Annotated in this window: 15 protein-coding genes; 10 read left to right on the plus strand and 5 right to left on the minus strand. The window is 43.1% G+C overall.

What is annotated here, in order from left to right:
* Positions 1-26: 26 nt before the first annotated feature.
* Complete coding sequence (locus C7475_RS28175) at positions 27-902, minus strand: hypothetical protein (RefSeq protein WP_110056772.1); 876 nt, start codon at positions 900-902, stop codon at positions 27-29.
* Between the two features lie 441 nt (positions 903-1,343).
* Between C7475_RS28175 and C7475_RS28185 the strand changes: the two genes are divergently transcribed.
* The gene (locus tag C7475_RS28185) at positions 1,344-2,636 is read left to right on the plus strand and encodes an epoxide hydrolase family protein (protein WP_110056774.1); all 1,293 of its coding nucleotides are present in this window, start codon (positions 1,344-1,346) and stop codon (positions 2,634-2,636) included.
* A gap of 471 nt (positions 2,637-3,107) precedes the next feature.
* On the opposite strand, the gene C7475_RS28190 is transcribed toward C7475_RS28185, so the two are convergent.
* Positions 3,108-4,373 (minus strand): S9 family peptidase, encoded by a 1,266-nt coding sequence (locus tag C7475_RS28190; protein ID WP_110056775.1) that lies wholly within the window; start codon positions 4,371-4,373, stop codon positions 3,108-3,110.
* 96 nt (positions 4,374-4,469) lie between these two features.
* Complete coding sequence (locus tag C7475_RS28195) at positions 4,470-5,033, minus strand: hypothetical protein (RefSeq protein WP_110056776.1); 564 nt, start codon at positions 5,031-5,033, stop codon at positions 4,470-4,472.
* Between the two features lie 769 nt (positions 5,034-5,802).
* Here C7475_RS28195 and C7475_RS28200 point away from each other — a divergent pair.
* The 3 genes from C7475_RS28200 to C7475_RS28210 all read left to right on the plus strand — a co-directional run bounded on the left by C7475_RS28200 (position 5,803) and on the right by C7475_RS28210 (position 7,159).
* Positions 5,803-6,336: a DUF6036 family nucleotidyltransferase gene (locus C7475_RS28200; protein ID WP_110056777.1), complete on the plus strand. Its 534-nt coding sequence runs from the start codon at positions 5,803-5,805 to the stop codon at positions 6,334-6,336.
* A complete protein-coding gene (locus C7475_RS28205) occupies positions 6,329-6,517 on the plus strand; it encodes a hypothetical protein (RefSeq protein WP_110056778.1) in 189 nt (62 codons plus the stop codon). The genes C7475_RS28200 and C7475_RS28205 overlap by 8 nt, the downstream gene beginning before the upstream one ends.
* A 246-nt stretch (positions 6,518-6,763) precedes the next feature.
* Positions 6,764-7,159 carry a hypothetical protein gene (locus C7475_RS28210; RefSeq protein WP_110056779.1) on the plus strand — a complete coding sequence of 132 codons (396 nt, stop codon included), beginning with the start codon at positions 6,764-6,766 and terminating at the stop codon, positions 7,157-7,159.
* 63 nt (positions 7,160-7,222) lie between these two features.
* On the opposite strand, the gene C7475_RS28215 is transcribed toward C7475_RS28210, so the two are convergent.
* Entirely contained in the window at positions 7,223-7,795 is a 573-nt protein-coding gene (locus C7475_RS28215) for a C40 family peptidase (protein WP_110056780.1), read from the minus strand.
* 56 nt (positions 7,796-7,851) lie between these two features.
* On the minus strand, positions 7,852-8,295 hold the full coding sequence (locus C7475_RS28220; protein WP_146217685.1) for a hypothetical protein: 444 nt from the start codon (positions 8,293-8,295) through the stop codon (positions 7,852-7,854).
* 216 nt (positions 8,296-8,511) lie between these two features.
* Between C7475_RS28220 and C7475_RS28225 the strand changes: the two genes are divergently transcribed.
* The 6 genes from C7475_RS28225 (at position 8,512) to C7475_RS28250 (ending at position 15,578) form a co-directional block, all read left to right on the plus strand.
* A complete protein-coding gene (locus tag C7475_RS28225; protein ID WP_110056782.1) occupies positions 8,512-9,078 on the plus strand; it encodes an RNA polymerase sigma factor in 567 nt (188 codons plus the stop codon).
* A 59-nt stretch (positions 9,079-9,137) separates the two neighbouring features.
* The gene (locus tag C7475_RS28230) at positions 9,138-10,103 is read left to right on the plus strand and encodes a FecR family protein (protein ID WP_110056783.1); all 966 of its coding nucleotides are present in this window, start codon (positions 9,138-9,140) and stop codon (positions 10,101-10,103) included.
* Between the two features lie 84 nt (positions 10,104-10,187).
* Positions 10,188-12,809, plus strand: a complete 2,622-nt coding sequence (locus tag C7475_RS28235) for a TonB-dependent receptor (RefSeq protein ID WP_110056784.1) — start codon at positions 10,188-10,190, stop codon at positions 12,807-12,809.
* Between the two features lie 2 nt (positions 12,810-12,811).
* Positions 12,812-13,687 (plus strand): DUF4249 domain-containing protein, encoded by an 876-nt coding sequence (locus tag C7475_RS28240; RefSeq protein WP_110056785.1) that lies wholly within the window; start codon positions 12,812-12,814, stop codon positions 13,685-13,687.
* 120 nt (positions 13,688-13,807) lie between these two features.
* Positions 13,808-14,377 (plus strand): RNA polymerase sigma factor, encoded by a 570-nt coding sequence (locus C7475_RS28245; protein ID WP_110056786.1) that lies wholly within the window; start codon positions 13,808-13,810, stop codon positions 14,375-14,377.
* Between the two features lie 76 nt (positions 14,378-14,453).
* Positions 14,454-15,578 (plus strand): FecR family protein, encoded by a 1,125-nt coding sequence (locus C7475_RS28250; protein WP_110056787.1) that lies wholly within the window; start codon positions 14,454-14,456, stop codon positions 15,576-15,578.
* Positions 15,579-15,800 lie beyond the last annotated feature (222 nt).

The raw sequence follows: 15,800 nt of genomic DNA on the forward strand, positions 1-15,800 counted from the left end.
TTCTTAGTCTTCAGTGTACCATAATCTTACTGAGAGATATTCATCATATTCACATTATCACGACGGGAGGAACTTACTGCAAATCCTTTCCTGTAACCCGGTAGAAAAGTAAATCCTTCCAGCTCATCATTCCGTTCGTCAATATCAATCACTTTCACTACCTGCTGTTTACCGGTAGCAATGCTGGCGGCGAGGTCCACATATGTGAATCGCCATTTTCTTCCTTCTATCTGGTTCTGGATAAGTACCAACAGTCCGTTGTCAGCCATCCAGTATAGATTCTGCACCCACGGCGAGCAGGTGAACTTCTTATAGAGCACATCCTTATCCGAAGTCTTCTTTGCTTTTCGTAAAGCAGCAGGATCATATAAACGTACCTCATTCCCTTTGCCGCCATAGTCGGCGGTGGCTACATACCAGTTCTTCTTATATTGAACGTATTCAGGCCGTGTGCCCTGAATACAGGCGTCATCTTCGATCGTATTGAGCAGGTTACCATCAAGGGTACCGGTCCGCTGCAGTCCATTCCAATCCACGCAATAGATCACAGCGCGCCAGCTGGTACCTTCCTTATTAAGCCGGATGCTATTGCCAATAAAAAAAGGTGCATTCCTGCGATAAGCAAAACCTGTAGGATGGTTGATCACATCCGTATCATGTACGGTCAGCTTCATTTCCTTGTTTGCATAAACCAGGCTATCGCCCCGCAAGGCATACTCCCTGATCACGCCTGTTTCCCTGTCTCCATACAGAAAGAATTTACCCTCCTGGTAAGAAATACCCTGGCACGCTCCCAAAGAATCGACGGTATAAGCACGCCCGATCTTCATTGCCAGATCAGACTTCGATATGGACATCGAAGTACATAACAATGTTGCGATACCTGCAATAATATATCTCATAGTTAAGTTGTTAAAGAGAGAAAGCTGCATTCATCTTCCCGAACATAAAAGCTTTAAATATAGAAATCCCTTTCCGGAATAAAAGCGAGGTTACAAAAACTTAACGTTGCAACTGGAGCCCTGGGCGTCTATCTCGACAAGGGTTGTGGCACATATCGTTTCCTGTTCATTGATAGCCCTACCTGCCAATAAACAGACACTTTTTCCCGCGGCTAAAATATCTGGAGGGGGCGTTATGCGTCCCCTCTTGTTATTAATTAATCTCACGTCTTCGATCTGCTTATCTTGATCCTTCCGCAAACAATTTAAACTCCTCCGTGTTTAAAACAGTGGTAGCCAACACCAACATAATTCCCTCCCTTTGATCCGCAGTTGAACAATAGCCACAAACCGGCAGTGCCCCGTCATGCCGTTTACTCAAAAAATGTAAAAACGAAAACAATGAAAACAAGCAAAAAAATCCTGCTAAGTACAATCCTGGCAGGAGCTATTGCCCCCCAGAGCACTAACGTTGATGCGCAGACAACGTCTTCCTCCGGATCCACTTCCGTTGAAGAGATCCGGCCCTTCCAGGTACATTTCCCACAGGCAGACCTAGACGATCTACGGCGGCGTGTGCAGGCTACCAAGTGGCCTAAACCCGAAACAGTCAGTGATGCGTCACAGGGAGTGCAGTTTGCCACAATGCAGAAACTCGCCGCCTATTGGGCAAAAGACTATGATTGGCGTAAGATCGAAGCTAAGTTGAACGCCTTACCACAATTCACGACCAATATAGATGGAGTGGATATACATTTTATCCACGTCCGTTCGAAACATAAGAACGCCCTTCCCGTCATCATTACGCATGGCTGGCCCGGTTCGATCATCGAACAGATAAAGATCATTGGCCCGCTCACCGATCCAACAGCTTTTGGTGGAACTGCTGAAGACGCTTTCGATGTTGTTATACCCTCACTTCCCGGTCATGGTTTTTCCGGCAAACCAACAGCCACGGGCTGGGAACCTGTTCACATCGCCAAAGCATGGATCGAACTGATGAAGCGGCTGGGGTACAAAAAATATGTAGCGCAGGGGGGAGACTGGGGTAATGCTGTTTCAGAAACAATGGCGTTGATAGCTCCTCCGGAATTGGCGGGTATTCATACTAACATGCCTGCAACAGTCCCGGCAGCTATTACAAAAGCGTTATCAGCCGGCGTAATGCCTTCTGATCTTTCCGCTGATGAAAAGAATGCATATCAACAGCTGGATTACTTCTTTAAAAAGGGCATCGCTTATGCACAGGAGATGGGCCTGCGTCCGCAAACGCTCTACGGAATTGACGATTCCCCTATCGGACTAGCTGCCTGGATGCTTGATCATGATATTCGCAGTTATGAGCTCATTGCGAGGGTTTTTGATGGAAAGGAAGAAGGACTTACCCGAGACGATATCCTTGATAATGTGACCTTGTATTGGCTAACAAATACAGCTATTTCTTCAGCCCGTCTCTATTGGGAAACTTTTCAGATCGCAAAGGGTGGTTTCTTCGATCCGAGGAATGTCACCATCCCTGTTGCCGTAAGTGTTTTCCCGGATGAAATATATGCAGCCCCCGAAAACTGGGCGAAACAGGCATATCCGAAACTCATTTATTTTAATAAAGTCCCTAAGGGTGGACACTTCGCAGCCTGGGAACAGCCTAAAGCATTTAGTGAAGAATTAAGGGCAGCATTTAAATCATTACGCTGATAAAAATATTGAAAGACTTCATTAATATCTTGAAAGATTAAACGGAATCAGATCTTTATCTGGTTTCTTAAATTATCCGTATGAGTCCCGCGCTATATTCGCCAGAACGTTAGCTATAGAAGCTGAGCGATGTACCATTGAAACATCATTCAAAATACGGTCAAAGACTTTATAAGGAGATTGCTGCGAATCTAAAAAAGCTGGTATCACATCTCATCGGGAAAGGCATCTCCATATATGTAAAGACTTTTATAAAGTATATTCTGATATTTTGCGGACACTGTCCGCAAAATTGTATTTCTCTGCAATGACAAAAGAAGATCTGTCATTCCTTTGGAGAGTTCACGTGTACAATTCATCTGAAGTTATTCATTGCCAAAGCGATGAACTTCTAGTGTATAAAGTTGAGGATGCATATCCATGACGTTATTCAACAATTAACTGCATTCTGCTCATAGATGCAAAACTACACTACCTTTTAAACGGCAATTGTATCGCATCCCCATACTGCCTGCTAATCTTCCTCGTCAATATCCAGTCTTTCAACAGTCTGAAATATCCATCGGATTGTTTCCCCAGCAGCTCCTTCCCTCTTATTTCTATCATACCATGATCTGCATTCGGGAATATGATGAGGTCCAGATGCGATCCTTCTGATTGCAATTGTTTTAGTCGCGCAATGGTTTCTGTATTCGGAGCCTCTGTATCTTTCCCGGCAACCACCCATAACATAGGTTCTTTCACCTTTCTAAGTGCAGGCATCGGATCATACTCCAGGTCAATATCAAAATTGAACATTGCTTTATACAGCGACATTTGCGTTTCAGTGGCATTGGCCACGAGACCAGTGTAGTCGCCATTGAGTGTTTTATACCATTCCTCGTTCCCGTATTTACTTTTCAGCACCGCCAGCTCCTGCAAACCTTCGCGAAACTTAGTTTTCACAATACGATCGGTAACAGCAGCTACTTCTAATGCGGGGCGCAGAAAAGACGTATCTGGCAGTCCATTGATCATTTCTTGTCTGTTCTCTTCCTGCGGACTAATAGCCAATCCATAACTCGATATAACAAAATCTACTTTGGTGAGAGATGCTGTGAGCGGTACAACCCATCCTCCCTGGCTTTCGCCCATCACACCAAGAGGGATCTTCTTTACTTCCGGCTGCTCTCTTATCTTCTCAACGGCAGCAGCCATGTCTTTGGCCATCGTTATAAAGTCTGCTGTATACTTACCGGCAGACTTCCCCGTTCCTCTCTTATCAAATACAAAAACGGCTATATTATCAATCGGCAACAAATATTGCAGATAATTACTTGCAACGGCGGACTCTTGTCCGGAGCCAAATTGCAAGACCACTACAGCATTGGGTGATCCCTTAACCGGCAGAAACAATTCTCCGTAAAGACTATCTCCAAAAGTAAGCGGGATGTTCCTGGGCACTGCCTTTTTTCCATGTAGCACTTTTCCATTCTCACTGAATGAAATATCACCCCCCTTAAACCATACAAAAATATTTGGATTCTCTTTTTTCGCCCACCCCGGAGCAGATATAAAAGAACTGTCTTTCTGCCTGTATAACCTGCCAGATGTACCATCTGTCCTTCTATATCTGAAATCAGGTTTATACGAAGGACTGATGATCAGTTTACTATTATCGTCCATAGTGTATAACCCGGACTGTCCGTACATTGTAAGATTTGTAAAAAGGGCAAAAAGAAGTATCCAGTTTTTCATGCGGCGGGGAGCTTTCTCTAAATTTAAACAATAATCTCCTATCTACTCTTAGTACAACGCTACATTTTGTATTGCTCAGTTAGAATACTTCCCGGCTTAGATCAGTTTCTCTGCATGGACAACATTACCTGGAAAATCAGTCGCCATGATCAGTATACGGACACCTTTCGATATAGTATTAACGACGGTAGTTTCATACGTCCAATAAGACTTACCACCACCCGGTACAGCCTTTCCCTGTTCCACCTCATCCCCTGTTGCTGACAGAATCTTCACCTCCACTGCTTTAACGCGGACCACATTTCTGACAGCGACAGTGATAACATCGCCAATAGCTCCGCTATACTTTTCTGTGTTGATAAGAACAATCTTAGGCGGTCTGGCAGCATCCATAACAGCGACGTTATAAGCAGTTTGCCCGCCTTCTGCCGCTGCGGCATACATCAGTTTCATTATAGGATCAGCTATCGCCTCCTTCCCGTACAAAGAGGCATCTTCAAACTTATCCCTCGCAACTAATTGCCGCTCCGTAGGCGCCATCGTGTCAGCACCACGTTTAACACATACGACGGTCTTCCCTTTTCTGACCTTAAGGGTCATTTGATTAGCGATAGTGCCGGACACACCATCTATGAACATATTTCGTTTTACATAAGCCATATTTTAGTTTTAAAGATTAAAAAATAAAGATCATCAAAGCACACGCACTTGACATACAGAAGGCGCTTCTCTTCTGTCGCAAATGATGCAACTTATAAATGATAAAAAAAGTTTAGATTTATTCTGTTTTGAAAATGCCTGGGGCGCATAGGCAATTCCAACCTCTCTGCTATACTCTTGCGAAGATACGAAAAAACGGCCTTAAAAAGATCACACCAGCTTTAATTTTCTTCCGAAAAAACCTCCATAAAACATTGATTATACAAGGTTTATACAAGGCTTATCTTACGTTCATCCTACGTTCAAAGACGTAAGATGAACGTAAGATAAGCCTTGTATAAACCTTGTATAATGGGGTTAAAAAGAGCTTCATTTCGGGTTAAAATTGCGTAGAACCCGCAAAGAAAAAAGAGAATTTCAAAGAGGATAACTACATAGTTGATCATCGTGTCGCTATATTTCCAAACACAGTCAATAGAAAAAAAGCCTGCTCAAAGAATCTAACATACATCAAAACCGCAAGAACATCGAAGTATTGGAATTATATCGCCGGCAGCATATTTCATATTCATTAAACCTCTCCGCTGTCGCTTCTAAAAACCGTACAATCGTAAGCAGCACCTAGCTTACGCATTGCATAATAATGCGTTTATTATGTTAAAATGTTAAACTATTGAACCAGCTATATATATTTATATACCAATAGTAATCAACTACTTAATCAACGCACTTTGATTAAATGAAGGATTTAAAGTAAATTACACCTCATATGATCGCATTTTTTCAAAAAATAATAGATGTATTAAGAGAATCAAATACTCCGTATATGCTCTCTGGCAGTGTTGCAATGAGTATATATATCGTACCAAGAGCGACAAGAGATTTTGACTTCATAATTCATCTTGAAGAAAAAAATATCGATCGCTTTATTCAGCATTTCCAAGAAGGCTATTATTGCGACAAAGATGCAATACAAGATGCAATTAGAAATCGAAGTATGTTCAATATCATTGATCATGCATCTGGTTTTAAAGCTGATTTCGTAATTTTAAAGAACCAAGCTTTTAGGCAAGAAGAATTTAATAGAAGAAGGAAAGTAGATTTTTTGGATATGCCAATCTATGTGGTATCTCCAGAAGATTTACTTATTTCAAAGCTCATTTGGATACAGGATTTTCAATCACCACAACAGATGGACGATATCAAAAACCTTACTGCTATTGAACAACTAGATTGGCCATATATTAACCAATGGGTTAAAAAACTCAAGTTAAATCCCTTTAATTTATTAGGACATGAATGACACACCTCAACATATAAAAGAGCTGCAATTAAAAATATGGCTCTCTAAATCCCCCGGAGAAAGACTCAAACAATTTATGGAGGATAATGCTTCGCTTTTTTTGTTTTGGAACACGGTACAAAAATCGAACAACAAACAGTCCGAAAAAATCGATGCCAAATCATTTGATTTATTGCAATAAGCTTTACATATCCATATCAAGAAAGAACTAATATGTCCAATTATCCGCTGTGCTGTTATAATTGATCCATTTTAACGTCAGCCTGAATTATAGTTCCTTTCGCTTTCCGAATAAACTCAATCTCTGGTTTAAAGAGTATCTCATTTGAAAAACCCTATTGTGCTTCAGGATAACTTTCATAACGCACCTACTTTCAATTATCCCTAATATATTTTATTTCACCAACAAATAATCTCCAAAAACAACATGAAAACCTGGACAAACGAACCAGCCAAACCAGAAGTTGAAGCATTGATCTCTGAATATTTCCAACTGCTGCAAAACGGAAAATTAGATGATGCCACTGAATTGATCGGTAGTGAATATGATGATTGGTTAGATTCCCTCTTTGTAGTTTGGGAAGACCATTACCTGATCCATGAAATACCAAAGGATTCCTCTTTTGATGGAAAAGAATGGTTGAATGACCTGACCTGGTTAAAAGACCTGACTATTAAGCCCGAAATGGAATGGATCAATGATAGGTATGTGTGGGCTGATTTTATTTACCGTGACGAACCATCCGGTTATGTCGGTGAGTTTTGTATCAAAAAAATTGACGAAGGATACACTGTAAAACGTGTGATCTTCAAAATGGCTTAATTATTTAAAAGCTGTTCTCCTGCTTCTGTGTAACAACAGAAGTTGGAGAACTTGCTAATACAGTTATTTAATACTTTGGAAAACCCGTATCACTTTTACGAATCGTCCCATATAATAAGGGTTAAGCGTTGTTTCAGTTACCCCGTTCGCTTTTCCTGAAGTAGAATGAATAAATACGACACTATCGCCCGACTGCGTGATGATCCCCATATGTCCCACTGTTCTGATAGTACTATCTGTCCCGGTAAAGAGGATGAGATCCCCTGGTGTTGCATCCGCAAGTTTGACCTCCTGCCCTTCGTTGGTAAAACCAACAGAAGTACGGGGCACTTCTATCTTAAAATGATTGAAAACATAAGTGATGAAGCCGGAACAGTCAAATCCTTTCTTAGGATCGGTAGAACTGTATTTATATTTGATACCTTTCAGCGTTTTTGAGAATGTGATAACCTCCGCCGGAGTGATGCTACCAGTTTTGATATTGGACCCACTGACTGCGATAGTCGTATCAGTTACCTCGACAAGTGAATCATCCATAAGCATTACCGGTTGCTCCCGTTCTGATAGCTTATCAGGGGCATCCGCACAGGATAGAAATAAGGGTAGCAGGATTTTCAGGATAGATATCTTACACATACTCAAATATAACAAATTTGCAGTATACAATAAAGATCAAGCCGCTTGTGCTCACCTTACTGTTTCACATCAATCATGTGAGGATGTTCGATACCAAAAATGCCTTTATCGAATAGAACGGCAACAGGACCCTTTTGAGGATTGCCTTGCAGACGAATGCTTCTAATTAAAACCTCATCACCGGAATATTCGTCTGTAACGGGATCATAGATAAGCATCTGCTTTACACCAGCGGAATCATCAGAGAACTTAACAACATACTGTTTTTCTATGTCCCTGTCTGTTGTAATCAACCTGTTTATAAACAGGAGCCCGCTTAACAACAGCCGTTCAAAAATAAACGCTACTATAATAAGCACGATGAGTGAAGCAAAGGCTCCAACCAGTGCATCCTTCAACGGTTTTACATTGATAATTCTCAGCACGGCGATAATAAGGAACAATAGCATACAAAGCCCTAAAAGGCCTGGCTGCAAAATGTGACGTTCGAAATGCTTCACCGTATTTCTGAGATAATATGCTTCCTGACCGGGTATAAAAAAGATCCACAAGAGCAATAATACTACGCAGATGATAATACGTCCGCTATATTTTGAAAAAAATGATCTCAATTTCATAGGTACAAACCTCGATATGGGCTAAATTTAACCCCTTAAAACGATTTTACAAATCTACCTATATAATTATTACCTTCGCCACCATTTTGTGAACTCATCATGCCTCCGTCTGACCTGCAACATATCTCCGACGCTACACTCTGGCAGCTTGTCATGGAAGGCAATGTATCCGCCTACGGCGAATTATATGAGCGTTACTGGGAATCCCTTTTTGAGACCGCTTTCTGGCATTTATACGATAAAGACGCCGCCAAAGATATTGTGCAGGAAGTATTCGTGTATTGCTGGCAAAAGCGGGAGCAAATACAGATCAATGAATCTGTTCCCGCCTACTTTCGTGCAGCCGTCCGCTTCAAGGTCCTCAATCATCTGAAATCTGAAAACACCCGGGAAAAATACCAGCAGCTGGCAGGCCAGGCTTTACCGCAGATAACGCATAGCGCAGGTGAATACATGGCGAAGACAGACCTGCAGGCCAGCTATCGCCGTGAACTGGCACGCCTGCCCGATAAGATGCGTGAGGTATTTATAGATAGCCGTGATCATGGCCTTTCAATTGAAGAGATCGCGCAGAAACGGGGCATATCCACACAAACCGTTAAAAACCAGCTATCTACCGCCTTAAAGAAACTCCGTGAAGGACTGGGTAACTTTTTTATGGAATAAATTTTTACCCGGCATAGTACTTACCCATTTTGAGCACTGTCTAATAAACACTGGCACATATGAAGCAACCTGATGAGCATATCATAACGTCCTTACTGGAAAAGCATGCCCTCGGCATTTGTACGCCCGAAGAAAGAGCATTGCTGGAGCAATGGTATGCGGCTTTCCCGGAAAACGGGCAGGTATGGCGCGATGGCCAGGAAAGATCGGCGATGAAAGATGCGCTGAAGGCAGGAATATTCGATGTTATATCATCTGATGAAATACATTCCATAACACCTGTCACTGTAAAAAGCAGAAGGATCTGGTGGCAGGCTGCCGCAACTGTCGCCTTATTGGTAGCTACCTTTTTGATGTATAAAAAGTATAGTAACAAAGAGGAACCGGCATACGTTGTATTGGAAGCTCCTGCAGGTAAAGGCGCCATGAGACTGCAAATGCCTGACCAGTCTGAGATATGGCTGGAACCGGGTACCACTATACGATACCCGAAAGATTTCGGTAAAGCCGGCCGCGAAATAGAACTGACCGATGGGATGGCCTTTTTCTCCGTGCCGCAACAAACAGAGCATCCTTTTATAGTAAATGTTCCGGGCCGTGTGCAAACGAAAGTGCTGGGTACGGAGTTCACCATTAAAGCATACAGGCAATTAACATCTATGCAGGTATTCGTCAGTTCAGGAGCTGTACAGGTGTCCGACAGTAAACACCTGCTGGGCACAGTAAAAGCAGGAGAACAACTCAGCTACCGGCCGGATACGCACATCATCACGCCGATAGAAGTGAAAATGGCAGACTGGCGTAAAGGCAATATATCTTTAAACAACGCCACCTTTGCAGAAGTGGCCCGCATGCTGGAGAACTACTACAGCCTGCAGGTAGTTTTCAATGAAGCGGATGTTGCTGCTTATCGCTTTAACCTCCGCATCAGCAGCCAGTCTTCTGCACAAGAGGTGCTGGAGGTCCTGCATGATATCAGCGGACTAAAATACACACTCAACAACGGCAAAGTGACCATACACTAATTCATAAAAACAAACAATTTATTACAAACCATTACCGGCTGCAATAGCGGCAGGGGAAACTATGCCTTTACTTAAATACGATCTATGCGTTATTATTTAACCTTTGTACTGCTAACCATCTGGTTTAGCGCCCATGCGCAACAGACCAATCCTAAAGTCAGTATCAGCATTCCGGCCACGTCGCTGGAAGCCGCACTGAAACAACTGGAACAGGAAACCAGTATTCCGATATCCTTTGAGTTTACCCGCGTAAAAGGCTTCCAGGTGAAAGCACATGTCTATAAGGATGTTCAACTGGAAACGATCCTTAAAGAATTACTGGAAGGGACACAGCTTGACTTCAAACAGAAAGGCGGCAATATTCTCATTACACCGAAACCACGCCCCGCAAAAACACTCAGTGGATTTGTGGAAGATGCGGTAAGTGGTGAAAAGCTGATCGGTGTTTCTTTAGTAGCACAGCAACAACAGGCCGGTACTACCACCAATAACTACGGCTTCTACAGCCTCACAGTACCTGGCGACTCATTGCATATACAAGTTTCTTACATCGGCTACCAGCGACTGGATACTGTCGTTCCGATGAACGGCAATACGCATATCAATTTCAGGCTTCAAACCAGTAGAACGCAGCTGGGGGAAATAACAGTCAGCGCCACACGCGTAACACGGATCCAGGAATCATCCCAGATGAGCAGCATCAATCTGCCCGCCTCACAGGTACGTTCCATGCCCCGCCTGTTGGGAGAAGCTGACCTGTTAAAAACACTGCAGCTGCTGCCAGGTGTGAAACAGGGCACTGAAGCTACCAGCGCGCTGCTTGTACGTGGTGGTACGCCCGATCAGAACCTGATACTGCTGGATGGCGCGCCATTGTATAATCCCTCTCACCTGTTGGGTGTTTTCTCCACATTCAATACCAGCGTACTGAAAGATGTGACTCTCTATAAAGGCGCGTTTCCGGCACGTTATGGCGGCAGACTTTCTTCCGTAATAGATATCTCTACAAAGGACGGTGACATGCATCAGCTGCACGGCGATTTCTCCATTGGCCTGTTGTCAACACAACTGACTGTAGAAGGGCCATTGAAAAAAGGAAAAACATCTTTCGTGGTATCCGGCCGACGCTCATATCCTGATCTGATAGCAGGCCCGATCATAAAAGGTATGGAAGATGGTCCCGAGAAATTCCGTGCTTTCTTTTACGATCTAAATACAAAAATACATCACCAGTTTTCAGATAAGGATAAGCTTTATCTCAGCCTTTATGTGGGAAAAGATAAGCTCAGGATACGTGATAAATATTCCTATGCCATGAATCCTGCTGTGGATAGCTCCAGTACTTCAGACCTGGATGTGCACTGGGGAAATATCACCGGTACCCTGCGCTGGAACCATATCTTCTCACCGAAGCTGTTTGCTAATACAATGTTGATCGGTAGCAGTTATCAATTCAATACTGCTATTTACTCAGAAGATAAGTATGATGAAGAGATCTACAGCAATTCACTCAAGTTAAATTCCGGAATAAGGGACTATGGCATCAAAACAGATGTTGATTACCGTCCCTCTCCTGCCCATTCCATCAAGATGGGTGCTGCATACATGTATCGTGTATTTACGCCGGGCACCTTTCGTATGCGCCAAACCAATGAGACAGGTGTATCAGTGGATACAGTCAACAATAACAGCAACATTAAAGGCATGGAGACAGACTTATATGCAGAAGACGACTGGGAGATCTCCCGTCGCCTGAAACTCAATGCAGGTCTTCACTGGAGCGCCTTCAGCGTACAGCAGCGGTTTTATCATTCCTTGCAACCACGTGCCAGCATGCGTTTTCTTTTGCCCGGCGACTGGGGACTGAAAGCTTCTTATACCCACATGACCCAATACATTCACCTGCTGGCTAACAACTCCATTTCACTGCCTACAGATCTATGGGTGCCTGCTACAAAAAAAATAGCACCGCAACAGTCAGATCAATACGCACTCGGCATTTCCCGTAACCTGTTTAAAAACAAATTTGAATTCTCTACGGAAGTATACTACAAGAAAATGTACAACGTAATAGAATACAAGGAAGGCGCAGACTATCTTACCAGTAGCAAAGGCGATAGCTGGCAGGAACAGGTAACTGCAGGTATGGGCGATTCTTATGGTTTGGAACTGCTGCTGCAAAAGAAAACAGGCCGGCTTACTGGTTGGTTCGGATACACATGGGCGAAGGCGAACCGCCGGTTGCCTGATGTGAATTATGGCCGTACATTCCCTTATAAATACGACCGCCGCCATGATCTTCATATCGTAACTGTGTACAAACTCCGGAAGAATATTGAGGTTTCGGGCAGCTGGACATATCAATCCGCCTCTCCTTTCACGCTCCCCGTTGCCCGCTATGAGTGGACGACCGGACCAACCACACCGACCACTTCTCCCTTTCCTCCAACCATAGACTATATCAGCAGCAGGAATAATGTAAGGATCCAGGCCTTTCATCGTCTCGATCTTGGTATCAATTTCATCAAACAAAAAAAGAACGGCAACATACGTACCTGGAATATCAGTGCGCTGAATGCATATAATAAAATGAACCCGTTCTTTTACTTCGTGGATAAATATTCAGCAACCACTGCCTCAGTCCAGCTCTATGGTACAATACTCTTACCACTTACACCCAGTTTCTCCTATAGCTTAAAATTCTAACCATGCAGATCAGATCTCTTTTATTTTTCTTACTTATACTCACGATCAGCAGTTGCGAAAAATACATCGACATCGCTATTCCTGAAGAGTCTAACAAACCGGTATTGAACCTGCTCATGAATAAAGATAGCGTCATGATTGCCCGGGTAACCTTCTCCGGCCGTCTTCATAACTTTGAGCCGATGCAGGAAGCTAAAAATGCCACCGTGGACCTGTACGAGAACGGAACGTTCAAAGAAACACTTACACCCTTCGTGAATCAGGGCTTTACATATTATCGTGCTAACACCCTGCCCAGAGCAGGCGCATCATATCGTGTAACAGCTGCCATCCCCGGGTTTGCAGAAGTGTCAGGCACGGATAAGATTCCCGACACAGTGAAAATAGGTGAAACAAAACTGGTAGTAGCCCAGGTCAATGGCTGGCAAACACAGGCTACTGTCACCGTTCAATTGCACGATGATCCGGATGTACAAAACTACTACCGCATACGGTTGTACCAGATCTACGAATGGAAAGATAGTTATGGTAACATTGAACTACATAAACAGCTGCAATATTTCGAAACAGATGAAGCAGAACTGCCGTTGTTCAACGATGAAATGCGCAGCGATCTCTATATAACAGATGCGCTATTCAACGGTCGTAGTCCGCGGTTCGTACTCAGGTCAAACGTCTACGGTGATAAATTGAAGATGGCCGTGGAAGTAACATCTCTTACTTATCATAGCTACAATTACCTGAATAGCGCATACATGGCCTGGGAAAAAAATGAAGATCCATTATCCGAAAAAGTGATCGTGTATAATAATATTGTAAACGGTCTGGGAATCGTAGGAGGCGTAGCCCAGCGCTATTATGAGCTCGCAGAACAGTGATGTGTATGTTACCACTGTTTAACACTAATTTAATATAATGATAATGGTCCCGGCCTTGAAGCTAAACGGTATAGTTGGTAAACTTGTCCTCAAATTAATTGGGACAAATCAGAAACCATCATGCCGGATCACGGTGAAACAACGGACATAGAACTCGTTTTCCTGGTACAGGAAAGGGACCATTCAGCTTTTACCGAGATTTATAACAGATACTGGAAAGTACTGTTCATCCATGCACTGAAGATCCTCAAAGATGAAAATGAAGCCGCTGATGTGATACAGGACCTGTTTACTGTCATCTGGACACAATCAGAGCAATGGCACATCGAAAGTAACCTGAAGGCGTATCTGTATACCGGCGTTCGCAACCGGTGCTTAAAAGCGATCGCCAAAGGCAATCGCAGAGAAGCTTTCGTCGATGAGCTGACATCCCTTTTTAAAGAAGGTACAAACGCTACTGTGAATGAGTTGGATTCCAGGGAGCTTGAATACCGCCTGCAACAGGAGATCGAAAAACTGCCTCCCCGTATGCAGGAAGTATATATTAAAAGCCGCGAACAAGGGCTCTCTCATAAACAGATTGCTGATGAAATGGGCATCGCTGAAAACAGTGTTAAAACCACCATGCACCGTACTTTAACCTCTCTGCGAACTAAACTATCTCCCTTCCTCTCGCTTTTCTTCTTCTAAAATATTTTTTTCAGGCGATGTATACCTAAGTACATGTTAGGGGTCTTATTATAAACGGGACATTACTGTTTATAATATGGATAAAAAATATGTTGAGGAACTATTAGATAAATATATCAAAGGGACCTGTACACCGGAAGAAAAGATCTTGCTTGAAAACCTGTATGATGAATTGATTCAGCAGCAGTCAGATGATCTGCAGCAAATAGATTATGACACCACTAAAGCAGCCATCTTTAAAAAACTTCCCCGTCCGAAATACCGGTTAGCCGGCAAAATATTACGCTATGCAGTAGCTGCCAGTATCCTGATATGCGCTTCAATAGTTACCGTATTATTTACCAATAAAAAATCTGTTAAACAGCTGGCACAAACTGAACAACAGGATATTGCGCCGGGTGGTAATGTAGCTGTCCTTACACTGTCGAACGGAAAGAAGATCACCCTTGATGATACAGCGGAAGGAACACTGGCTACACAATCGGGTATCAACGTAGTCAAGACAGACGAAGGAGCGCTTGTTTACGACCGTGCAGCGAACAATGCAGACAATCAGCCTGCCGGCTTCAATACAGCAGAAACGCCTAAAGGAGGACAATATAAATTACAGCTGACGGATGGCACGATGGTATGGCTCAATGCTGCATCATCATTAAGATTCCCTGTCAGGTTCACAGGCAATGAACGGGAGGTAGAGCTAAGCGGAGAAGCCTACTTTGAAGTGGCCCATAATGCCGGTAAACCTTTTATCGTAAAAACAGTGCAGGAAAAAGTACTGGTCCTGGGCACTCAGTTCAATCTAAACGCTTATAGTAACGAGCCTGCTGTCGTTACTACTTTATTACAAGGTAGTGTAAAAGTACAATCAACCCATTCGGAAAAAGCTTCTGTACTAAAACCAGGCCAACAATTGCTACTCACCGGTAATCAATTCACAATACAGGAAGCCAACGTGGAAGAGGCTGTTGCCTGGAAGAACGGGTATTTCCGCTTCAACGATCAGAAGATAGAAGATATCATGAGAAAGCTGGAACGCTGGTACAACATAGAAGAGGTGAAATATGAAGGGAAATTATCCGAAGAATTATTTAATGGTAAAATATCCCGGTCCAAGAATATCAGTCAGGTACTGCAAATGCTTCAAAAAACAGAAAGTATACACTTTAAAATTGAAGGAAGGAGGGTCACCGTTATGCCATAATAGATACTAATAACCTATTCCATATTCCAATAAAAAAGGCCATCACGGGTGCCGCCGGATGACCAATTACCTGGAATGTTTAACAATTAAATATCATTAATCAATGTGACGGATCTCCATCAAGATGCCGGAGGGTCCTTCGCATGTCCAATCCAGACTACAAATGTACACAAATTACCTTAACAAATCTGTACGGCGAATACGCTGTATACGTCAAAGCTT

The organism is Chitinophaga sp. S165, from assembly GCF_003182155.1.
Taxonomy (GTDB): domain Bacteria; phylum Bacteroidota; class Bacteroidia; order Chitinophagales; family Chitinophagaceae; genus Chitinophaga.